General features: G+C 36.7%; 26 protein-coding genes, 4 tRNA genes and 1 other annotated feature. Of the genes, 23 read left to right on the plus strand and 7 right to left on the minus strand.

Annotation, left to right across the window (positions count from 1 at the left end; translation table 11 throughout):
• Positions 1-20: 20 nt before the first annotated feature.
• The 7 genes from AC5LAX_RS07325 to AC5LAX_RS07355 form a co-directional block, all read right to left on the minus strand.
• Complete coding sequence (locus AC5LAX_RS07325; RefSeq protein ID WP_008538910.1) at positions 21-1,217, minus strand: aspartate aminotransferase family protein; 1,197 nt, start codon at positions 1,215-1,217, stop codon at positions 21-23.
• A gap of 21 nt (positions 1,218-1,238) precedes the next feature.
• Complete coding sequence (gene argB, locus AC5LAX_RS07330) at positions 1,239-2,141, minus strand: acetylglutamate kinase (RefSeq protein WP_008538909.1); 903 nt, start codon at positions 2,139-2,141, stop codon at positions 1,239-1,241.
• A complete protein-coding gene (argJ, locus tag AC5LAX_RS07335; RefSeq protein WP_278402286.1) occupies positions 2,141-3,346 on the minus strand; it encodes a bifunctional glutamate N-acetyltransferase/amino-acid acetyltransferase ArgJ in 1,206 nt (401 codons plus the stop codon). Before argJ ends, argB begins: the two co-directional genes overlap by 1 nt.
• A 27-nt stretch (positions 3,347-3,373) precedes the next feature.
• A complete protein-coding gene (gene argC, locus AC5LAX_RS07340) occupies positions 3,374-4,411 on the minus strand; it encodes an N-acetyl-gamma-glutamyl-phosphate reductase (RefSeq protein WP_008538907.1) in 1,038 nt (345 codons plus the stop codon).
• Between the two features lie 239 nt (positions 4,412-4,650).
• The gene (locus AC5LAX_RS07345) at positions 4,651-5,235 is read right to left on the minus strand and encodes a hypothetical protein (RefSeq protein WP_018998538.1); all 585 of its coding nucleotides are present in this window, start codon (positions 5,233-5,235) and stop codon (positions 4,651-4,653) included.
• Positions 5,236-5,346: 111 nt separating this feature from the next.
• Complete coding sequence (locus AC5LAX_RS07350) at positions 5,347-6,267, minus strand: SufB/SufD family protein (RefSeq protein WP_008538904.1); 921 nt, start codon at positions 6,265-6,267, stop codon at positions 5,347-5,349.
• Positions 6,268-6,278: 11 nt separating this feature from the next.
• Positions 6,279-6,998, minus strand: a complete 720-nt coding sequence (locus AC5LAX_RS07355) for an ABC transporter ATP-binding protein (RefSeq protein ID WP_015562946.1) — start codon at positions 6,996-6,998, stop codon at positions 6,279-6,281.
• 383 nt (positions 6,999-7,381) lie between these two features.
• On the opposite strand from AC5LAX_RS07355, the gene AC5LAX_RS07360 reads away from it, so the two are divergent.
• From AC5LAX_RS07360 to rplV, 23 genes are all read left to right on the plus strand, one after another.
• A tRNA-Thr gene (locus AC5LAX_RS07360) sits at positions 7,382-7,457 on the plus strand.
• Between the two features lie 15 nt (positions 7,458-7,472).
• Positions 7,473-7,548, plus strand: a tRNA-Met gene (locus AC5LAX_RS07365).
• Positions 7,549-7,559: 11 nt separating this feature from the next.
• A tRNA-Thr gene (locus AC5LAX_RS07370) sits at positions 7,560-7,635 on the plus strand.
• A 13-nt stretch (positions 7,636-7,648) separates the two neighbouring features.
• Positions 7,649-7,725: transfer RNA gene (locus AC5LAX_RS07375), tRNA-Met, on the plus strand.
• A 237-nt stretch (positions 7,726-7,962) separates the two neighbouring features.
• Entirely contained in the window at positions 7,963-8,112 is a 150-nt protein-coding gene (rpmG, locus tag AC5LAX_RS07380) for a 50S ribosomal protein L33 (protein WP_008538901.1), read from the plus strand.
• Positions 8,113-8,147: 35 nt separating this feature from the next.
• A complete protein-coding gene (secE, locus tag AC5LAX_RS07385; protein WP_008538900.1) occupies positions 8,148-8,366 on the plus strand; it encodes a preprotein translocase subunit SecE in 219 nt (72 codons plus the stop codon).
• 32 nt (positions 8,367-8,398) lie between these two features.
• The gene (gene nusG, locus AC5LAX_RS07390; RefSeq protein WP_015562944.1) at positions 8,399-8,926 is read left to right on the plus strand and encodes a transcription termination/antitermination protein NusG; all 528 of its coding nucleotides are present in this window, start codon (positions 8,399-8,401) and stop codon (positions 8,924-8,926) included.
• Positions 8,927-8,988: 62 nt separating this feature from the next.
• Complete coding sequence (gene rplK, locus AC5LAX_RS07395; RefSeq protein ID WP_008538898.1) at positions 8,989-9,414, plus strand: 50S ribosomal protein L11; 426 nt, start codon at positions 8,989-8,991, stop codon at positions 9,412-9,414.
• Positions 9,415-9,489: 75 nt separating this feature from the next.
• Positions 9,490-10,194 (plus strand): 50S ribosomal protein L1, encoded by a 705-nt coding sequence (gene rplA, locus AC5LAX_RS07400; RefSeq protein ID WP_008538897.1) that lies wholly within the window; start codon positions 9,490-9,492, stop codon positions 10,192-10,194.
• A gap of 6 nt (positions 10,195-10,200) precedes the next feature.
• Positions 10,201-10,340: a sequence feature (ribosomal protein L10 leader region), on the plus strand.
• A 36-nt stretch (positions 10,341-10,376) separates the two neighbouring features.
• A complete protein-coding gene (gene rplJ, locus AC5LAX_RS07405) occupies positions 10,377-10,919 on the plus strand; it encodes a 50S ribosomal protein L10 (protein ID WP_008538895.1) in 543 nt (180 codons plus the stop codon).
• Between the two features lie 71 nt (positions 10,920-10,990).
• The gene (gene rplL / locus AC5LAX_RS07410; RefSeq protein ID WP_008538893.1) at positions 10,991-11,359 is read left to right on the plus strand and encodes a 50S ribosomal protein L7/L12; all 369 of its coding nucleotides are present in this window, start codon (positions 10,991-10,993) and stop codon (positions 11,357-11,359) included.
• Positions 11,360-11,712: 353 nt separating this feature from the next.
• Positions 11,713-11,952 carry a L7Ae/L30e/S12e/Gadd45 family ribosomal protein gene (locus tag AC5LAX_RS07415; protein WP_018998536.1) on the plus strand — a complete coding sequence of 80 codons (240 nt, stop codon included), beginning with the start codon at positions 11,713-11,715 and terminating at the stop codon, positions 11,950-11,952.
• A 116-nt stretch (positions 11,953-12,068) separates the two neighbouring features.
• A complete protein-coding gene (gene rpsL / locus AC5LAX_RS07420; protein WP_008538888.1) occupies positions 12,069-12,446 on the plus strand; it encodes a 30S ribosomal protein S12 in 378 nt (125 codons plus the stop codon).
• A 40-nt stretch (positions 12,447-12,486) separates the two neighbouring features.
• Complete coding sequence (rpsG, locus tag AC5LAX_RS07425) at positions 12,487-12,957, plus strand: 30S ribosomal protein S7 (protein WP_008538887.1); 471 nt, start codon at positions 12,487-12,489, stop codon at positions 12,955-12,957.
• Between the two features lie 41 nt (positions 12,958-12,998).
• The gene (fusA, locus tag AC5LAX_RS07430) at positions 12,999-15,077 is read left to right on the plus strand and encodes an elongation factor G (RefSeq protein WP_117976955.1); all 2,079 of its coding nucleotides are present in this window, start codon (positions 12,999-13,001) and stop codon (positions 15,075-15,077) included.
• Between the two features lie 20 nt (positions 15,078-15,097).
• Complete coding sequence (gene tuf / locus AC5LAX_RS07435; protein ID WP_018998534.1) at positions 15,098-16,285, plus strand: elongation factor Tu; 1,188 nt, start codon at positions 15,098-15,100, stop codon at positions 16,283-16,285.
• A gap of 177 nt (positions 16,286-16,462) precedes the next feature.
• On the plus strand, positions 16,463-16,774 hold the full coding sequence (gene rpsJ, locus AC5LAX_RS07440) for a 30S ribosomal protein S10 (RefSeq protein WP_008538883.1): 312 nt from the start codon (positions 16,463-16,465) through the stop codon (positions 16,772-16,774).
• 16 nt (positions 16,775-16,790) lie between these two features.
• Entirely contained in the window at positions 16,791-17,432 is a 642-nt protein-coding gene (gene rplC / locus AC5LAX_RS07445) for a 50S ribosomal protein L3 (RefSeq protein ID WP_008538881.1), read from the plus strand.
• A gap of 26 nt (positions 17,433-17,458) precedes the next feature.
• Positions 17,459-18,082 (plus strand): 50S ribosomal protein L4, encoded by a 624-nt coding sequence (rplD, locus tag AC5LAX_RS07450; protein WP_008538879.1) that lies wholly within the window; start codon positions 17,459-17,461, stop codon positions 18,080-18,082.
• Positions 18,082-18,363: a 50S ribosomal protein L23 gene (rplW, locus tag AC5LAX_RS07455; protein WP_008538878.1), complete on the plus strand. Its 282-nt coding sequence runs from the start codon at positions 18,082-18,084 to the stop codon at positions 18,361-18,363. Before rplD ends, rplW begins: the two co-directional genes overlap by 1 nt.
• 27 nt (positions 18,364-18,390) lie before the next feature.
• Positions 18,391-19,227, plus strand: a complete 837-nt coding sequence (gene rplB, locus AC5LAX_RS07460; protein ID WP_008538877.1) for a 50S ribosomal protein L2 — start codon at positions 18,391-18,393, stop codon at positions 19,225-19,227.
• Positions 19,228-19,289: 62 nt separating this feature from the next.
• Positions 19,290-19,571 carry a 30S ribosomal protein S19 gene (gene rpsS, locus AC5LAX_RS07465; protein WP_008538876.1) on the plus strand — a complete coding sequence of 94 codons (282 nt, stop codon included), beginning with the start codon at positions 19,290-19,292 and terminating at the stop codon, positions 19,569-19,571.
• Between the two features lie 21 nt (positions 19,572-19,592).
• The gene (gene rplV, locus AC5LAX_RS07470; RefSeq protein WP_008538875.1) at positions 19,593-19,925 is read left to right on the plus strand and encodes a 50S ribosomal protein L22; all 333 of its coding nucleotides are present in this window, start codon (positions 19,593-19,595) and stop codon (positions 19,923-19,925) included.
• The last annotated feature ends 18 nt before the right edge of the window (positions 19,926-19,943 follow it).

Genomic DNA, 19,943 nt, shown 5'->3' on the forward strand with positions numbered 1-19,943 from the left:
TATTTCCTCCTCGTTAAGTTTTAAGCGTATTTTGGTAATACTTTATCTAAAACAGAAATTAATTCGTCAACATGAGCTTTTGTTATATTAAGTGGTGGTACAAAGCGAAGTACATTGCCAGCAGTGCAGTTGATGATTGCACCATAATCTAAACATTCGTTGGCAATTTCACGGCCAGGACGAGTAAGTTCCATGCCTAAAATTAAACCACGTCCACGAACTTCTTTGATTAAATTTGGATACTTTGCTTTGTATTCTTCAAATTTAGATTGAAGATAAGCACCGATTTCTTTGGCATTTTCCATGAGATTGCCATCAATTAAAGCGTCTAAAACAACGCAAGCAGCTGCACAAGCAAGAGGATTACCACCGAATGTAGAACCATGGTCTCCAGCGTGGAAGGCACTAGCAACTTTGTCTGTAGCCATGAAAGCACCGATTGGTACACCACCAGCTAAGCCTTTAGCGAGTGTTACAATATCTGGTTTTACACCAAATTGTTGACAACCGAAGAATGTACCAGTACGACCCATACCGCATTGAACTTCATCGAAGATTAAAACGGCATTGTATTTGTCGCATAAAGCACGTACTTTTGGTAAATAATCTGGATCAGGAACATGAACGCCACCTTCACCTTGGATAGCTTCAAGCATTACAGCACAAGTTTTATCACTCATTTTTGCTTCAAGTGCTTGAATATCATTGTATGGTACATAGTCAAAACCAGCAGGTAATGGACCAAAGCCATGATGATAATGATCTTGACCTGTAGCAGTCAATGTAGCAAGTGTACGTCCATGGAAACTATGAAGCGCAGAGATTATTTGAATTTTTTCAGGGTCAATATTAGTTGCGTATTTACGAGCAAGTTTGATAGCCCCTTCATTAGCTTCTGCACCGGAATTTCCGAAGAAGACTTTATCCATGCCACTTAATTTTTTGAGTTTTTCTGCTGCTTCAACTTGAACTTCAGTGTAATAAAGGTTGGAGCAATGTATCATTTTGCTAGCTTGTTGAGAAACTGCATCAACGAGTGGTTTATAATTATGACCAACTACATTTACAGCAATGCCAGCTAAAAAGTCGATATATTTTTTACCTTTTGTATCATAAACATATGGACCATCGCCATGGTCTAAAACTATATTATAACGAGCAAAGACAGGCAAATAATCGCTTTTGTCTTTTGCGAATATTTCTTCATTAGTTAACATATAAATTCTCCTTTTGTCGAATTAACGAACTACTTCTGTACCGATACCTTGAGAAGTAAATAATTCGAGAATTAAAGAATGAGCTTCGCGACCATCAATGATACAAGCTTTGCCAGTACCGCTATCGAGAGCATGGAGACATGCTTCTACTTTTGGTATCATGCCACCACCGATACTGCCATCATTGATGAGTTTTTTAGCTTCGCTTTGAGTGAGTGTAGAGATAAAGGAAGATTTATCTTCAAAATCGCGATAAATTCCTTTAGTATCAGTTAAGAGTAAAAGTTTTTCAGCTTGAAGTGCACCAGCAACTTCAGCAGCTACATAATCAGCATTGATATTAAATGATTCATCTGCATGACCTGCACCGATTGGAGCGATTACAGGAACATAATCATTATCTAGTAAATCATTGATTAAAGCTGTATTGATTTTTTCTACTTCACCAACATAACCGATATCTACTTGTTCAACAGCGTCTGTACCATTATGTACTTCTGCTAATTTTTTATGAGCGATGATTAAATCTGAATCTTTACCACTTAAACCAACAGCACGAATGCCGAGGCGATTTAAACGGTTTACGATTTCAGAATTGATTTTACCAGCAAGTACCATTTCAGCGATTTGCACAGTTTCTTTATCAGTAACGCGAAGACCGCTTACAAATTCAGTTACTTTGCCGAATTTTTTTAAGAAAGATGTGATATCAGGACCGCCACCATGAACGATTACAGGGCGAATACCAACATATTTCATAAGTACGATATCTTTCATTACTTGTTCTTTTAAAGTATCGTTTATCATGGCATTACCACCGTATTTGATAACGATAGTTTTGCCATAGAATTCTTGAATATATGGAAGGGCTTCTACTAGAATAGAAGCCTTATCTTCTGCGGAAAAATTATTTAAATTACTCATCAGGTGTGATACTCCCCATTGATTTTTACATATTCGTAAGAAAGGTCACAACTCCAAACTGTAGCATCTTCTTGACCCATGTTTAATTCAATATCGATAACGATATCTTTTTGTTTCATAACATGAGCGAGAGCTTTTTCATCATAAGTTGCACCAGTACCATTAGCAAAAATAGTAATGCCGCCGAATTTTACAACAGTTTTTTCAGGAACCATATCTGCACCAGAGTAACCAACAGCACAGATTACACGTCCCCAGTTAGGGTCTTCACCGAAGAATGCAGTTTTTACAAGTGGAGAATTAGCAATTGCCATACCTACAGTTTTAGCATCAGCAAAAGATTTTGCACCTTTTACATTGATTGTTAAGAATTTGCTAGCACCTTCACCATCAGCTGCAATTTGTTTTGCAAGTTCTGTGCAAAGCATCATGAGTTTATCAAAGAAGATTTGATAATCAGCGTTTTCTTCTGTGATTTTTGCATTATTTGCTTCGCCATTAGCGAGTACGATTACCATATCATTTGTACTCATATCACCATCAACGGAAATCATGTTGAAGGATTTTTCTACGCAACCAGATACAGCTTTTTGTAAAAGAGCTTGGTCGATAGCAATATCAGTAGTAATATAGCAAAGCATTGTAGCCATATTAGGACGAATCATACCAGAACCTTTTGCGATAGCGCCCATGCGAACTGTTTTACCAGATAATTCAAATTCGCAAGTTACACTTTTGCTGTGAGTATCAGTAGTGATGATAGCTCTACCAGCATTATCACTGCCATCAGCAGATAAATTAGCTACAGCATCTTTGATACCAGCTTCAAGTTTATCCATTGGCAAATTAACACCGATAACACCAGTGGAACCAACGATTACATCATTAGCATTAACACCGAGCTCATCAGCTGCGATTTGTGCCATTTTGTGAGCATCATCTAAACCTTGTTGACCTGTGCATGCATTAGCACAACCAGCATTAGCTACGATTGCATGAGCAGTTCCTGTAGCAACAACTTCTTTAGATACATAAACTGGAGCAGCAGCTACTTTATTTTGAGTGAATGTACCCGCTACAACAGCTTGAGTTTTTGTATAGATAACAGCAACGTCTAAGTTACCGCTTTTTTTTATGCCAGCTTTAACGCCTGCTGCAGTGAAACCTTTGGCAAACGTTACACCTTGAGTATCTTTTTTTATCATAAAATATACCTCCGAGTTATCGAAATATCATGGATAAATTGGAGTGAAATCCAATCCTGTTTTTTCATCAAAACCGCAAGCAATATTAAAGTTTTGAATAGCTTGACCTGCGGCGCCTTTTACTAAATTATCAATAGCGGAAAGGACGATAATGCGACCTGTTCTAAGGTCAATATGCCAACCGATATCGCAGAAGTTAGAACCACGAACTTCTTTAGTAGATGGATAAGCACCTCTACCTAATAAGCGAATGAAATATTCATCGCCATACATATCAGTGTATGCTTTATCTATCATTTCTGGAGTAACCCATTGTTTGATATTAGCATAGCAAGTGCTTAAAATTCCTCTAGACATTGGTACTAGATGAGGTGTGAAGTTCAAAGTAACTTTACGATGACATAAATGACCTAAAGCCTGTTCGATTTCAGGTGTATGACGATGTGTAGCTACGCCATAAGCTTTGAAATTATCATAAAGCTCAGGGTAATGTGTCATTTGTTTAGCTGAACGACCAGAACCAGAAGTACCAGATTTAGCATCAACAATAATAGTATTTGGTTCAATAAATTCATTTTTTACAAGTGGTGCTAAAGCTAAGATACTAGCAGTAGTATAGCAACCAGCATTACCAATAATTTTAGCATTTTTAATATCTTCGCGATAAAGTTCAGCTAAACCATAAACGCGAGGTGCGTCTTTATGTGTATGAGCTACTTTATACCATGCTTCATAGATATCTGTATCATCAAAGCGATAATCAGCACCTAAATCAATAATGCGAACATTAGTATCGGCTAAAGCTTTACCTACTTCCATAGCATGACCATGAGGAAGACCAATAAATACAAAATCGCTATCGTTTGCGATAGTATCCATATCTTTCATACTGATTAATTCTTGGTCATATAATCCTCGTAAGTGAGGATATACTTCAGAAATTTTTTTACCAGTATAACTTTCTGAAGTTATATGCACTACTTGAACTTGGGGATGGTTGTACAGTAAACGTAAAAGTTCTGCACCAGCATATCCAGTAGCACCAATAATACTTACTCTAATCATGATATCCTCCATTTTTAAAAGTTAAATATTAACGCTTCAATATAATTAAAGATATGCAGTGTTAACATGTAAATAAATTATAACACAAAATAAAAAAAACGCTAACAAAATAAGGTGGTTATAATTATACAACTCAATCGTATAAAATTTCAATAGTTTTTTAAAAAATTTTTAATAAAAAATGGTATATATAAACTAAAAGAATATATATACCATAAATTAATATTTATAAACTATGTTTATTTTTGGCTTTGAATAGTTAAAGTACGGAAGAACTTATGCATAAACATTGAATAATTTTCTAAATTATCATCTTCAGTATCTCCGCCGATTATTTGATAAGAACAAATCCAATGATTGTCTTTAGCATCATAAACATCAGCAAACATAACTACACGGCTATCATTAGCAAATGTGAAAATTACATAAGCATCAGCATAATTTTTAATATTTTCTTTATAGATAGCTAGTGCTTCACGATTGGACAAAGTAGTGATATCAGTACCTGTAGTAGCTTTTATATTTTGGATTACATCTTTATCAGATAATAAAGTATAAGTAACTTCATCTTCTTTAGCTACTTTGAAGATAACGTCTGTCAACATATCAGGAGTGATTAATTCTGGAGCATTAGGTAATTTAGCTTTACGTTCAATGCTTAATGCGGAAGGTTTGTAGCTTGGTGTATAAATAGCCAATGTATGGATATTTTTTAAATTATAATCTTCATCCATCATGGTGATTTTCTCATTAGCAGCAAAGGCTGTAGATATACTAAAGAGCATAATTGCTAATAATGAAAATATAGTAATTAGTTTTTTCATGAAAAAGCCTCCTAAATAAATCTTAATCAATAAATAATATTCGTTTTAAAAATTTTATTTCCTGCAAAAAAAGACTCCAAACGATATATTTTGTTTGGAGTCTTTTATATTTTATTTTAAGAAACCGTTTATGATTTGATTTTCAGCTTCTTTTTCAGTTAAGCCTAAGCTCATTAATTTTATTAATTGTTCTCCTGCAATTTTACCGATAGCTGCTTCATGAATTAAATTTGATTCAGGGTGATTTGCTTTGATTTCAGGAATTGCAGAAATTGTAGCATCGTCCATGATGATAGCATCACATTCAGAATGACCATGGCATTTGTTATTACCATAGATTTTAGCAATGAAGATTTGTTTTGATTTTTCTTGAGCTACAGCTCGAGAGATGATATTAGAGTGGGAATTTTCTCCATCTAAATTTACTTCAAAATCACTTTCTGCATATTGATTGCCATGTGTTAAAAGTTTTTCTTTTACAATTAAAGTGGAATTTTTACCAACAGTTCCTTTAGTAATTCTTTTTGTAGAATTAATACCACGAATTTGAGTTGTTTCCATTTCCATATAGGAATTTTCGTCCATTTCAACAATGGTAGTAGGGTTCATGATGCGTTTACCATCACCATCGCCAGAACCATAATGTTTTTCTAAATATTTTACTTTAGAATTTTTACCTATATAAAAAGCATGAATACCATCATGTTCAGAGTCTGCATTGCCACAGTTATGGATACCACAGCCAGCGACAATGGTTACATCACAATCATCACCGATGAAAAAGTCATTATACACTAATTCATTAACGCCAGATTTATCCATGATTACAGGAATGTAACAAACTTCTTTTTTTGTTCCTGGAGCAATGCGGATATCAATGCCATCTTTATCTTCTTTTTTAGTTATAGTTATATTTTTACTAGAAGCTCTATCAACAGCTTTACTATTTAAACGGATATTATAAGCACCTTGTGGTTTATCTTTAATACCAGCTACTTTTTCTAATAAATCTTTTTCTAGATTATCTAACATGAGGAGTCCTCCTATTTTTTATAGAAATCACAAACACCAGCAACTTCCATAAGTTGAGGCATGATTTCTTCTTTTGTGCCAATTTGTTTAATGGAGCCATTTGCAACTAATACAATTTGGTCAGCTATATTTAAGATGCGTTCTTGATGGGAAATAATCATAATGGATTGTTGTTGTTCATGTAATTTTTCAAAAACACTGATGAGTTTTTGGAAACTCCATAAATCAATGCCAGCTTCTGGTTCATCAAAAACAGCCAATTTTGTTTGTTTTCGGGCCAAAATAGTAGCGATTTCAATGCGTTTGATTTCGCCACCAGATAGGGAAGTATCTACTTCACGATTTACATAATCAGCAGCGCAAAGACCTACTTCAGAAAGATAAGTGCAAGCGCCACTAGTAGATAATTTTTCTCCAGCTGCTAGGCTGAGTAAATCTTTAACACCAATTCCTTTGAAGCGAACTGGTTGTTGGAAGGCAAAACTAATACCAGCTAAAGCTCGTTTAGTAATATCCCAATCAGTTATATCTTCACCATTAAAGAAGATTTTTCCGCTAGTTGGTTTTTCAATGCCCATGATGATTTTGGCTAATGTAGATTTACCACCACCATTTGGACCTGTGATTACTGTAAATTTTTTATCATCAATAACTAAATTGATATCTTTAAGAATTTGTTTTGTTTTATTTCCATCATTAACAGAAAATGATAGATTTTTTAATTCTAACATTAATCTAACTCCAATCTAATATATTTATGTAATTTATATATATTAAATACATAATATATGATACCTATTATACAATTTTTATTATGTATTAGCAAAATAAATTAAATCAAAAATATTTGTTAAATCGTGATTGATTATAAAAGAGTTTATATGGCTAGTCAATGAAGAATATAGCTTTTTTGAAGAAAAAAATAAAGATTTTTGGAAATAAAATCAATAAAAAAGATATCCTTAATTAATATATATAAGCATAATTTTTATACTTGAAAACAACTTTTTTAAACTTTTTTAAACTTTTTTTCAAAAAAGGGGTTTACAAATGAATTATCTTATGATAACATTATTACCTGTCAGCACGGTGCTGACAAATGAAAGCGAGAAACGCTGGTGTAGCTCAATTGGCAGAGCAGCTGACTTGTAATCAGCAGGTTGGGGGTTCGATTCCTCTCGCCAGCTCCATATTCTTTACCAAATCGCGGGGTGGAGCAGTTGGTAGCTCGTCGGGCTCATAACCCGAAGGCCAGAGGTTCAAGTCCTCTCCCCGCAACCAAAACCGATTCTGCTGGTGTAGCTCAGTCGGTAGAGCGTATCCTTGGTAAGGATAAGGTCACCGGTTCAATCCCGGTCATCAGCTCCAGAAAATATAATATGGCGGCGTAGCTCAGTTGGCTAGAGCATGCGGTTCATACCCGCAGTGTCCGGAGTTCGAATCTCTGCGCCGCCACCAATTAAAACAACAACCCCTTAATAGGGGCTTTATTTATGTTGGTAGCCTTTGAATATACCATATAAATATTCAATGAAAAATGATAATATTTTCAGTGTCAGGCGTTTTTGGTAGTTCAATTTCGCCTGAAGTCGTGTTATTTATTTGACACATGTTTTTAATTGTGATAAATTATATAGGCGACGTTTATAAGACGAACGAATATTATACTAAATGATGTAAAGAGGGGTGCATGAGATGCGCAATGCTGTTACTTTAGCCTGCACTGAATGCAAACAGCGCAACTATCAGACTAATAAAAACAAAAAAAATAATCCTGATAGAATTGAAATGAAAAAGTATTGCAAATTCTGTAAAAAACATACTTTACACAGAGAAACAAAATAAGGTTTTCCTTTGTAGTAGTGTGAGGAAGTGAAGAAATGGCACAGAATGAAAATACTCCAGTAAATCAGGAAAAATCCGGAATAATAGGATTTTTATCTGGTGTAAAAAGTGAGTTAAAAAAAGTTGTTTGGCCTACTCGCAGAGAACTGGTTTCTTATACAGGAGTAGTTTTCGTTGCAGTGGCATTTGTTTGTGCTTTAATTTGGATATGTGATACTGTTTTTGCCCGTATATTTGATCTCATTTTACGATAATTACAGGAGGTGGAGATGTCTTGTCCCTTGGCATGGAATTAGAAAAGAAATGGTATGTTATACATACATATTCCGGTTATGAAAACAAAGTAAAAGCCAATCTTGAAAGAAAAATCCACTCCATGGGCATGGAAGACAAAATCTTCAATGTAATCGTGCCTGTAGAAAAAGAGACTGAAAAGAGAAATGGCAAAGAAAAAGTAGTAGAAAGAAAAATTTTTCCAGGTTATGTCTTACTTGAAATGATAGTTGATGAACGTTCTTGGTATATTGTAAGAAATACACCAGGCGTTACAGGATTTGTAGGTTCAAATACAAAACCTGTTCCATTAACTGAAGAAGAAGCAAATAGAATTTTAAAAGCAATGGGCATGGATAAACCAACAGAACTTGATGTTGAAGTGGGAGACCAAGTAAACATTACTTCTGGTGCTTTTGAAAATTTTGTTGCAACTATAACAGAAATTGATTATAGTAAGAGTAAGATTAAAGGCGTTGTTGATATGTTTGGTCGTGAAACTGCAATTGAAGCAGATTTCGATCAGATAGAAAAAATATAAATCAGCAAATTCAAATATAACATATAGTTATATTCCATAATCCTAAGGAGGTGTAAATAACAATGGCAAAAAAAGTTGTTAAACTTGTAAAATTGCAAGTTCTCGCTGGTAAAGCTACTCCTGCTCCTCCAGTTGGTCCTGCTTTAGGTCAGGCTGGTGTAAATATCATGGCTTTCGTTAAAGAATTCAACGAAAGAACTGCTAAACAGGGCGGTTTAATTATTCCAGTAGAAATTACAGTTTTTGAAGATAGATCCTTTACTTTTGTTACAAAAACTCCACCAGCAGCTGTGTTATTAAAGAAAGCAGCTGGCATTGAAAAAGCATCTGGTGAACCTAATAAAAAGAAAGTGGCTAAATTACCACGTGCTGAAGCAATGAAAATTGCTGAAAGCAAAATGCAAGACCTCAATGCTGCAGATATCGAAGCTGCAACTCGCATGATCGAAGGTACTGCACGCAGCATGGGTATCGAAATCGTTGACTAATTTTATTAGTTGATGTAAGATACTTGACTGTGGGAGGCTTATACCGTTAAAACCACAAAGGAGAGAATTTTAATAATGGCTAAATTTGGTAAAAAATACCAGGACGCAGCTAAATTAGTTGAAGCTGGTAAAGCATATGATTTAGCAGAAGCTATTGAAGTAGTTAAAAAAACTGCTACTGCTAAATTTGATGAAAGTGTTGATGTAGCTGTTCGTTTAGGTGTTAACCCTAAATATGCAGATCAGCAAGTTCGCGGTGCCGTTGTATTACCACATGGTACTGGTAAATCTAAAAGAGTTTTAGTTTTTGCTAAAGGCGATAAAGTTGCTGAAGCAGAAGCTGCTGGAGCTGACTTCGTTGGTTCTGATGAACTCGTTGCAAAAATCAAAGAGGGCTGGTGTGACTTCGATGTTACAGTAGCAACTCCTGATATGATGGGTGTTGTAGGTCGTTTAGGTAAAATCCTTGGTCCTCGTGGCTTAATGCCAAACCCTAAACTTGGTACTGTTACAATGGATTTAACAAAAGCTGTTAATGAAATTAAAGCAGGTAAAGTTGAATATAGAACAGATAAAGCTGGTAACGTACATGTGCCAATCGGTAAAGTTTCTTTCGACAATGCAAAACTTGTTGAAAACTTACAGGTTCTTCTTGACACATTAGTAAAAGTTAAACCAGCAGCAGCTAAAGGTCAGTATATGCGTAACATCACAGTTAGCACAACTATGGGCCCAGCTGTTACTGTAAACACAAACTTCAAAGCTGCTAAAGCTGAATAATTTAATATTCATTTAGTAAAGCGACTTAAGACAGCAGGTGTTACATTATTTGTAACATAATATAGCCTGCCGAGGTCAGATACTTGGCAAGGCATGAAAACTTTGCGGTCTCTGGTCCTCACTAGAGACCGTTTTTTGGTTTCGTAATAAATATTTCTCATTTGAGAGGGGGTGTCATGTAAATGGCAAACATTCGTCCAGAAAAACAGGCCGCAGTTGCAGGTCTTAAAGAACAACTTAGCTCTGCAAAAGGTGCTGTATTAACAGGTTATAGAGGTTTAACTGTAGCTCAAGATATGAAACTTCGTGCTAAACTTCGTGAAGCAGGTGTTACTTATCATGTTGTAAAAAATACAATGGTTCGTATTGCTGCAAATGAAATTGGCTTAGAAGGTTTAGATCCAGTTCTTAACGGTACTACTGCTCTTGCAGTATCCGCTGATGATGCTGTAGCTCCAGCTAAAGTTATATATGAATTCATCAAAGAAAACAAACTTGAAAACACAGAAGTTTTAACTATTAAAGCTGGTCTTGTTGAAGGTAAAGTTATCAATGTTGAAGAAGTTAAAGCTTTGGCATCCCTACCATCCCGCGAAGTTCTCATCGCGAAAGTTCTTGGCAGTATGCAAGCTCCTATCTCTGGCGTTGTCAACGTACTTCAGGGTACTATTCGCAATGCAGTATATGTGCTTGATGCAATCCGCGCTCAGAAAGAATCTGCATAAGCAGACTCTCTCTATATAAATAATATAAAAATAAAATGAAATTAATGTTTTAAATTTGGAGGAATATAAAAATGACTAAAGAAGAAATTATGCAAGCCATTGAAGAAATGACTGTTCTTGAATTATCCGAACTTGTAAAAGCTATGGAAGAAAAATTTGGTGTTAGCGCTGCTGCTCCTGTAGCTGTAGCTGCTGCTCCTGCAGCTGGTGCTGCTGCTGCTGAAGAAAAAACTGAATTCGATGTAATTCTTGCTTCCGCTGGCGACAAAAAAATCAACGTAATCAAAGTTGTTCGTGAAGTAACTGGCCTTGGCTTAAAAGAAGCTAAAGCTTTAGTTGACGGTGCTCCTGCTCCTGTTAAAGAAGGCGCTTCCAAAGAAGACGCTGAAGCTTTAAAAGCTAAATTAGAAGAAGCTGGCGCAACTGTAGAACTTAAATAATTTTATTTTAAGTAAAGTTGATAAGCTATTAAAGGACACTGGATATTATCCGGTGTCCTTTTTGTGCTTTTTACGACAATATTAGGTGAAAAATAAAATCTTTCTATCAAAAACAAGTGTCTAATGTAAAAGGTATGTAAATAAAAATATTTTCTTAAAATTTAATAAATTAGAAAGTAAGATGCCATGAAGCCTTTATTTATAAGGGTTTTTACGGCTTTTATATTTTTACATGATACGCCAGGAGCCGTGTTAATAAAAATACTTGTAAAATATGTGTTGACAATGCTTTTTAATGATGATAATATTAATGAGTGCCTGAAATCTGTCAGTTAGTATTTAGGAGTGATAAAATGACAGTTACACTGAAAAATGCTAAACGCGTTATTGGCATAAAACAAGTTACTAAAGCGGTGAAAAACGATTTAGCGAAATGTGTTTACATAGCAGATGACGCAGATGATAGAGTTTTAAGCCCTTTAAAAGAGCTTTGTATGACTAAAAATGTAGAAATGATTTTTGGAAATACAATGGCTGAACTAGGTAAATCCTGTAACATTGAAGTAGGCGCTGCTGCGGTAGCATTACTTTAAGGGATACCGTTAACTAAGCTGAAAATCTCACAGCAAGTGAGATTTCTTAATCTAAAATATCCGAAACAAGGATAGGGCTTTGAAGCCTTTGGAAATTTGAGGAAGGAGGTGCATGTATGCCTACAATAAATCAGTTGATTCGTAAAAGCAGACAGAGCATGCAGGAAAAATCTACAGCACCGGCATTAAAAAATTGCCCGCAGAAACGTGGTGTTTGCACAAGAGTATATACTACTACTCCTAAAAAACCAAACTCCGCATTGCGTAAAGTTGCCCGTGTTCGTTTAACGAATAGTATTGAAGTAACAGCTTATATCCCTGGTATTGGTCACAATCTTCAGGAACATAGTGTTGTTTTAATTAGAGGCGGTCGTGTAAAAGACTTACCAGGTGTGCGTTATCACATCATTCGTGGTTCTTTGGATACTGCAGGTGTTCAAAACCGTGAACAAGGAAGATCTAAATACGGTGCAAAACGTCCTAAGAAAAAATAATTACTTAAAACATTGAAGACTATGACAAGGAGGGGTAGTAATGCCAAGAAAAGGTTCCGTACCTAAAAGAGATGTATTACCAGATCCGGTGTACAAATCCAAGGTTGTAACTAAATTCATAAATAAAGTTATGCTTTCCGGTAAAAAAGGTGTTGCTGAGAAAGTTGTATATGATGCATTTGACATTATAAAAGAAAAAACTGGTAAAGACCCAATGGAAGTTTTTGAAACTGCATTGAAAAATGTTATGCCAGTATTAGAAGTTCGTGCTCGCCGTGTTGGTGGTGCTAACTACCAAGTTCCTGTAGAAGTTCGTCAGGATCGTCGTATGACACTTGGTATTCGTTGGATTGTTAACTATGCTAGACTTCGTGGTGAAAAAACTATGAACGAACGTCTTTCCGGCGAATTAATGGATGCTGCTAATAACACAGGTGCAGCAATTAAGAAAAAAGAAGATACTCATAAAATGGCTGAAGCTAATAAAGCATTTGCTCATTATCGTTGGTAATTTTAAAGTATCTTTTGTATAATATAAGGAGCGATGAGTAAGTGGCAAGAGCGTTTTCACTCGAAAAAACTCGTAACATTGGTATTATAGCACATATTGATGCTGGTAAAACCACTACTACAGAGCGTATTCTGTTCTACACAGGTATACTTCATAAAATGGGTGAAGTTCATGAAGGTGGAGCAACAATGGACTGGATGGCACAGGAAAAAGAAAGAGGTATTACAATTACTTCTGCTGCTACAACTTGCCATTGGAAAAACCATCGTATTAACATCATTGATACACCAGGCCACGTGGATTTCACAGTTGAAGTAGAACGCTCTCTTAAAGTACTTGATGGTGCTGTTACTGTATTATCCGCAAAAAGCGGTGTTGAACCTCAATCTGAAACAGTTTGGCGTCAAGCTGAAAGATATCATGTACCTCGTATGGTATACGTTAACAAAATGGATATCATCGGTGCTGACTTCTATAATGTTCTCAAAATGATGGTTGAACGTCTTAACGCACATCCAGTTGCTATTCAGATTCCAATCGGATCTGAAGATACTTTCCAAGGTCTTATTGACTTAATTAAAATGAAAGCTGTAATCTACGAAGAAGATTATACAAAAGAACCTGAATCCGTAGAAATTCCAGCTGAATATAAAGAAAAAGCTGAAGAATATCGTCAGAAAATGCTTGATTCTGTTGCAGAAACAGATGATGAATTAATGATGAAATATCTTGAAGGTGAAGAACTCACTGAAGAAGAAATCAAAGCTGCAATTCGTAAAGCTACAATCGCTTGCGAAATTACTCCAGTAGTTTGCGGTTCTTCTTACAAAGATAAAGGTATTCAGCCTATGCTTGATGCTGTTGTTGACTATATGCCAGCTCCAGTTGATATTCCAGCAATCAAAGGTATAAATCCTGATACAAATGAAGAAGACAAACGCGAATCTAGCGACGAAGAACCATTCGCAGCGTTAGCATTCAAAATTATGGCTGACCCATTTGTTGGTAAACTCGCATTCTTCCGTGTTTACTCCGGTACATTAAATGCTGGTTCTTATGTATTTAACTCTACAAAAGGCAAAAAAGAACGTATCGGACGTATTTTACAGATGCATGCAAATAACCGTAAAGAAATTGAAGTTGTTTACAGCGGTGATATCGCTGCTGCTGTAGGTCTTAAAGATACTACAACTGGTGATACACTTTGTGATGAAAATCATCCAATCGTTCTTGAATCTATGGAATTCCCAGATCCAGTTATTTCCGTAGCTGTAGAACCAAAAACTAAAGCTGACCAGGAAAAAATGGGTATTGCTCTCCAGAAATTAGCAGAAGAAGATCCTACATTCCGTGTAAGAACTGATGCTGAAACTGGACAGACAATCATCTCTGGTATGGGTGAATTACATCTCGATATTATCGTAGACCGTATGAGCCGCGAATTTAAAGTAGATTGTAAAGTAGGTAAACCACAGGTTGCTTACCGTGAAACAATCCGCAAAACAGTTAAATCTGAAGGTAAATTCGTTCGTCAGTCCGGTGGTAAAGGTCAGTATGGTCATTGCTGGATTGAACTCATTCCACAAGATCCAGGTGAAGGTTTCTCCTTCGAAAGCAAAATCGTTGGTGGTGCTATTCCTAAAGAATACATCGGACCAATCGAAAATGGTATCAAAGAAGCTATGGAAAACGGTGTTGTTGCTGGTTATCCAATGGTTGATATCAAAGCTATCGTTTATGATGGTTCTTATCATGAAGTTGACTCCTCAGAAATGGCCTTCAAAGTTGCAGGTTCTATGGCATTCAAAGCTGGTGCTTTAAAAGCAAATCCAGTATTATTAGAACCATATGTAAAAGTTGAAGTTACTGTTCCTGAAGAATACATGGGCGATGTAATTGGTGACTTAAACTCCCGCCGTGGTCGTATCGAAGGTATGGAACCACGCAATGGTGTACAAGTAATCAACGCATTTGTTCCACTTTCTGAAATGTTCGGTTATGCAACCGACTTACGCTCTAAAACACAGGGTCGTGGGAACTACTCCATGGAAGTTTCTTACTATGATGAAGTTCCTAAAAATATATCTGATGCTATTGTCGCTAAAACAAAAGGCGAATAATAAAGGAGGAAATTAATTAAATGGCTAAACAGAAGTTTGAAAGAACTAAACCACATGTAAACATTGGTACAATCGGTCACGTTGACCATGGTAAAACTACTTTAACTGCTGCTATCACTAAAGTTTTATCTGAAAAAGGTATGGCTCAGTTCGAAGATTACAGCATGATTGATAAAGCTCCAGAAGAACGTGAACGTGGTATTACAATTAACACTGCACACGTTGAATATGAAACTGACAGCAGACACTATGCACACGTTGACTGCCCAGGCCATGCTGACTATGTTAAAAACATGATCACTGGTGCTGCTCAGATGGACGGTGCTATCCTCGTTGTTAGCGCTGCTGATGGCCCTATGCCACAGACTCGTGAACACATTCTTCTTGCTCGTCAGGTTGGTGTTCCTGCAATCGTTGTATTCCTTAACAAAGCTGACCAGGTTGACGATCCTGAACTTCTCGAACTCGTTGAAATGGAAGTTCGTGAACTTCTTTCCAGCTATGACTTCCCAGGTGATGATATCCCTGTAGTAACTGGTTCCGCTCTTCAAGCTCTTGAAGGCGATGCAGCTGCTAAAGAAAAAATTCTTGAATTAATGCAAGCTGTTGATGATTATATCCCAACTCCAACTCGTGACACTGATAAACCATTCTTAATGCCAGTTGAAGACGTATTCACAATCACTGGTCGTGGTACAGTTGCTACTGGCCGTGTAGAACGTGGTGAACTCAAACTTGGTGACACTGTTGAAATCGTTGGTCTTTCTGAAGAAAAGAAATCCACTACTGTAACTGGTATCGAAATGTTCCGCAAAATGCTTGATAGCGCTGTTGCTGGTGACAACATCGGTGCATTACTTCGTGGTGTAGACCGTAAAGAAATTGAACGTGGTCAAGTACTTGCTAAACCTGGTACTATTCATCCACACAAAAAATTCAAAGCTCAGGTTTACGTTCTTACTAAAGAAGAAGGTGGACGTCATACTCCATTCTTCTCCAACTATCGTCCACAGTTCTATTTCCGTACTACTGACGTTACTGGTGTTGTAACTCTTCCAGAAGGTACTGAAATGGTTATGCCTGGCGATAACATTGAAATGTCTATCGAACTTATCACTCCAATCGCTATTGAAAAAGGTCTTCGCTTCGCTATTCGTGAAGGTGGCCATACAGTAGGCGCTGGTCGTGTAATCGAAATCGACGAATAATTTCAAGCTTAAGCTTATTACTTTTAATAATTAATTTGTATAAGGGCGGCATTTTGCTGCCCTTATATAAAGTTCTTTTAAAATGCGATGACGCGGCAGATTGCTTGCATAAGGCAAGGGAACTGGCGTGGAGAAATTGTCCGGGTCATGAATCTGGGCGACAAGGAGGAAAATAATTTGGCTAAACAGCAGAAAATCAGAATTCGTTTAAAAGCATATGATCATAAAGCACTTGATCAGAGCTCCGTTAAAATTGTTGAAACAGCTAAAAGAACAGGTGCAATGGTATCTGGTCCTATTCCATTGCCTACCGAAAAAAATATTTTTACAATTTTAAGATCTCCACATGTTAATAAAGACTCTCGTGAACAGTTCGAAATGAGAACTCACAAACGTCTTATTGATATTTTAGAACCAACATCTAAAACTGTTGACGCTTTAATGCGTTTAGATTTGCCAGCAGGTGTGGATATCGAAATTAAATTGTAAGAGGAGGTGGCAATAGATGGCAAAAGTAATTTTAGGTAAAAAACTTGGCATGACTCAAATCTTTACTGAAGAAGGTAAAGTAGTTCCTGTTACAGTTGTAGAATCCGGTAAAAATGTTGTTCTTCAGAGCAAAACTGTTGAAACTGATGGCTACAATGCCGTTCAGATTGGCTTTGGAACAGTTAAAGAAAAAAATGTAACTAAACCAATGAAAGGCCATTTCGCAAAAGCTGGCGTTGAACCAGTAAAATTTATTCGTGAATTACGCCTTGCAGATGTTCCTGAATATAAAGCTGGTGACTCCATCAGCGTTGACATATTTGGTGCCGGTGATTTAGTTGATGTTACTGGTACTTCCAAAGGTAAAGGTTTTGCCGGCGGTATTAAACGTCATAACTTTGCTAGAGGTCCTATGGGTCACGGTTCTAAATCTCATCGTGAACCAGGTTCTACAGGTGCTATGATTTCTGGTCATGGTGGACGTGTACTAAAAGGTAAAAAATTACCAGGCCGTATGGGTGGCGCTAAAGTTACAGTTCAGCGTTTAAGCGTTGTACGTGTTGATGCAGACCGTAACCTTATTTTAATCAAAGGTGCTATTCCTGGTGCTAAAAATAGCTTTGTTGTAATTAAAGATACAGTTAAACCTAAGAAATAATAATTGGAAGGAGGATATGCTATATTATGCCTAAAGTAGCAGTTTATACAGTTGCCGGCCAGCAGATCGGTGATATCGAATTAAATGAAAGCGTATTTGGCGTTGAAGTTAACGAAGGTCTTGTTCATCAAGCAGTTGTAATGCAGTTGGCAGCTCAGCGTTTAGGAACGCATGCAACAAAAACTAGAGGTTTAGTACGCGGTGGCGGTCGTAAACCTTGGAAACAAAAAGGTACAGGTCGTGCTCGTAGCGGAAGCACCCGTTCCCCACTTTGGGTAGGCGGTGGTACAGTTTTTGGTCCATCTCCTCGTTCCTATGCATTCAGAATGCCTCGTAAACAGCGTCGTTTAGCAATTAAATGCGCTTTAACAGATAAAGTAAACAATGGTGATTTCATTGTATTAGAAAGCTTAGATTTCGCAGCTCCTAAAACAAAAGAAGTTGTAAAAATGATGAGCGATTTCAACGTTGCAGAGAAAGCTCTTATCGTTACTGCTGATGTAGTAGAAAACGTAGAGAAATCTTCTCGCAATATCCCTGGTGTAAAAGCTATCAGTTCTTGCGGATTAAATGTATATGATATCTTAAATCATAACAAACTCTTCATTACTAAAGATGCTATTACACGTATTGAGGAGGTATTAGCATAATGGAAGCTAGAGATATCATTATCAGACCGCTTGTTACAGAAATGACAACTGAATTGATGGAAGAAGGCAAATACGTATTTGTAGTTGCTAAAGAAGCTAACAAAATTGAAATTGCCAAAGCAGTATCTACTATCTTCAACGTAAAAGTTGAATCCGTAAATACAGTTAACGTTCTTGGTAAAGTAAAACGTATGGGCCGTAATCTTGGCAAACGTTCTGACTATAAAAAAGCAATCGTAAAACTTGCAGCTGGAGAAACTATCGAGTTCTTCCAAGCTTAAGTAAAAAATAAAAAGGAGGTTAATTAAGTGGCAGTAAAGAGTTTTAAACCTTATTCTGCAGGTAGAAGATTTATGACTGTTTCTTCTTTCGAAGAAATTACAGCAAAAAAACCTGAGAAATCCTTGGTTGAAAGTCTTAAAAAGAACGGTGGTCGTAACTTCCAGGGCCGTTTAACAGTAAGACATCAAGGCGGCGGACACAAACGTTTATATCGTGTAATCGATTTCAAACGTAATAAAGATGGTGTTCCAGCACGCGTTGCTACTATAGAATATGATCCAAACCGTAGCGCTCGTATCGCACTTCTTAACTATTTCGATGGTGAGAAACGTTACATCTTAGCTCCAGATGGATTAAAAGTTGGTGACCAGATTGTATCCGGTCCAGAAGCAGATATTAAAGTAGGTAATGCATTACCACTTGCTAATATTCCACTTGGTACATTAGTACACAACATTGAAATGAAAATCGGTAAAGGCGGTCAGATGGTTCGTTCCGCTGGTGCAGCTGCTCAGCTTATGGCTAAAGAAGGCAACTATGCTCTCTTACGTATGCCATCTGGTGAAATCCGTAAAATTCATATCAATTGCCGTGCAACAATCGGTCAGATTGGTAACTTAGAACATGAAAACCTCACAATTGGTAAAGCAGGTCGTAACCGTTGGTTAGGCGTTCGTCCTGAAAACCGTGGTGTTGCGATGAACCCTAATGACCATCCACATGGTGGTGGGGAAGGCCGTAGCCCAGTTGGACGTAAACATCCTGTTACTAAATGGGGTAAATGTGCTATGGGTGCTAAAACTCGCCGTAAAAAAGCATCTGATAAACTCATCGTTAAACGTCGTGCAAAACGTCGTAAATAATAAATTTATGAATAAGGTAGCTTAATTGATTACCTTATTCTAAAATGAAAGGAGGACATATTTTGTCAAGATCAGTAAAAAAAGGACCTTACGTTGCAGAAAGCCTTGAAAAGAAAATTGATGCTTTAAATGCAGCTAATGACAAAAAAGTTGTTAAAACTTGGTCCCGCAGTTCGACAATCCTTCCTACATTTGTAGGCCATACAATTGCAGTTCATGATGGTCGCAAACATGTACCTGTATATGTTACAGAAGACATGGTTGGTCATAAACTTGGTGAATTTGCACCAACAAGAACTTACAAAGGCCATGCTGGCGAAGAAAGACGTACATCTTTAAGATAATTGTTGAAAGGAGGAACAACTGTGGAAGCTAAAGCAGTAGCAAAATATATCCGTATTTCTCCGCGTAAAGTACGTATTGTTATGAATCTTATTCGTGGCAAAAACGTAGCTGACGCGTTTGCAATATTGAAATTCACACCTAAAGCAGGTGCTGATGTAATTAATAAAGTTTTAAAATCAGCAGTAGCAAATGCTGAAAATAATTTTGATATGAATCCTGATAACCTCTATGTGGCTACAGCATTCGTTGATCAGGGACCTACCCTTAAACGTATTCACCCACGTTCCCGTGGACAGGCATTCAAAATCTTAAAACGTACATCTCATGTTACGATCGTAGTTAAAGAAAAATAATTAGAAGGAGGGAATAGA

The sequence above is a fragment of the Megamonas sp. genome (assembly GCF_986095205.1).

What these genes read in the sequence shown, in the direction of transcription:
- AC5LAX_RS07325 (WP_008538910.1), bottom strand. Translation starts at nt 1,217, where the DNA reads ATGTTAACTAATGAAGAAATATTCGCAAAAGACAAAAGCGATTATTTG.
- argB (WP_008538909.1), bottom strand. Translation starts at nt 2,141, where the DNA reads ATGAGTAATTTAAATAATTTTTCCGCAGAAGATAAGGCTTCTATTCTA.
- argJ (WP_278402286.1), bottom strand. Translation starts at nt 3,346, where the DNA reads ATGATAAAAAAAGATACTCAAGGTGTAACGTTTGCCAAAGGTTTCACT.
- argC (WP_008538907.1), bottom strand. Translation starts at nt 4,411, where the DNA reads ATGATTAGAGTAAGTATTATTGGTGCTACTGGATATGCTGGTGCAGAA.
- AC5LAX_RS07345 (WP_018998538.1), bottom strand. Translation starts at nt 5,235, where the DNA reads ATGAAAAAACTAATTACTATATTTTCATTATTAGCAATTATGCTCTTT.
- AC5LAX_RS07350 (WP_008538904.1), bottom strand. Translation starts at nt 6,267, where the DNA reads ATGTTAGATAATCTAGAAAAAGATTTATTAGAAAAAGTAGCTGGTATT.
- AC5LAX_RS07355 (WP_015562946.1), bottom strand. Translation starts at nt 6,998, where the DNA reads ATGTTAGAATTAAAAAATCTATCATTTTCTGTTAATGATGGAAATAAA.
- rpmG (WP_008538901.1), top strand. Translation starts at nt 7,963, where the DNA reads ATGCGCAATGCTGTTACTTTAGCCTGCACTGAATGCAAACAGCGCAAC.
- secE (WP_008538900.1), top strand. Translation starts at nt 8,148, where the DNA reads ATGGCACAGAATGAAAATACTCCAGTAAATCAGGAAAAATCCGGAATA.
- nusG (WP_015562944.1), top strand. Translation starts at nt 8,399, where the DNA reads ATGGAATTAGAAAAGAAATGGTATGTTATACATACATATTCCGGTTAT.
- rplK (WP_008538898.1), top strand. Translation starts at nt 8,989, where the DNA reads ATGGCAAAAAAAGTTGTTAAACTTGTAAAATTGCAAGTTCTCGCTGGT.
- rplA (WP_008538897.1), top strand. Translation starts at nt 9,490, where the DNA reads ATGGCTAAATTTGGTAAAAAATACCAGGACGCAGCTAAATTAGTTGAA.
- rplJ (WP_008538895.1), top strand. Translation starts at nt 10,377, where the DNA reads ATGGCAAACATTCGTCCAGAAAAACAGGCCGCAGTTGCAGGTCTTAAA.
- rplL (WP_008538893.1), top strand. Translation starts at nt 10,991, where the DNA reads ATGACTAAAGAAGAAATTATGCAAGCCATTGAAGAAATGACTGTTCTT.
- AC5LAX_RS07415 (WP_018998536.1), top strand. Translation starts at nt 11,713, where the DNA reads ATGACAGTTACACTGAAAAATGCTAAACGCGTTATTGGCATAAAACAA.
- rpsL (WP_008538888.1), top strand. Translation starts at nt 12,069, where the DNA reads ATGCCTACAATAAATCAGTTGATTCGTAAAAGCAGACAGAGCATGCAG.
- rpsG (WP_008538887.1), top strand. Translation starts at nt 12,487, where the DNA reads ATGCCAAGAAAAGGTTCCGTACCTAAAAGAGATGTATTACCAGATCCG.
- tuf (WP_018998534.1), top strand. Translation starts at nt 15,098, where the DNA reads ATGGCTAAACAGAAGTTTGAAAGAACTAAACCACATGTAAACATTGGT.
- rplC (WP_008538881.1), top strand. Translation starts at nt 16,791, where the DNA reads ATGGCAAAAGTAATTTTAGGTAAAAAACTTGGCATGACTCAAATCTTT.
- rplD (WP_008538879.1), top strand. Translation starts at nt 17,459, where the DNA reads ATGCCTAAAGTAGCAGTTTATACAGTTGCCGGCCAGCAGATCGGTGAT.
- rplW (WP_008538878.1), top strand. Translation starts at nt 18,082, where the DNA reads ATGGAAGCTAGAGATATCATTATCAGACCGCTTGTTACAGAAATGACA.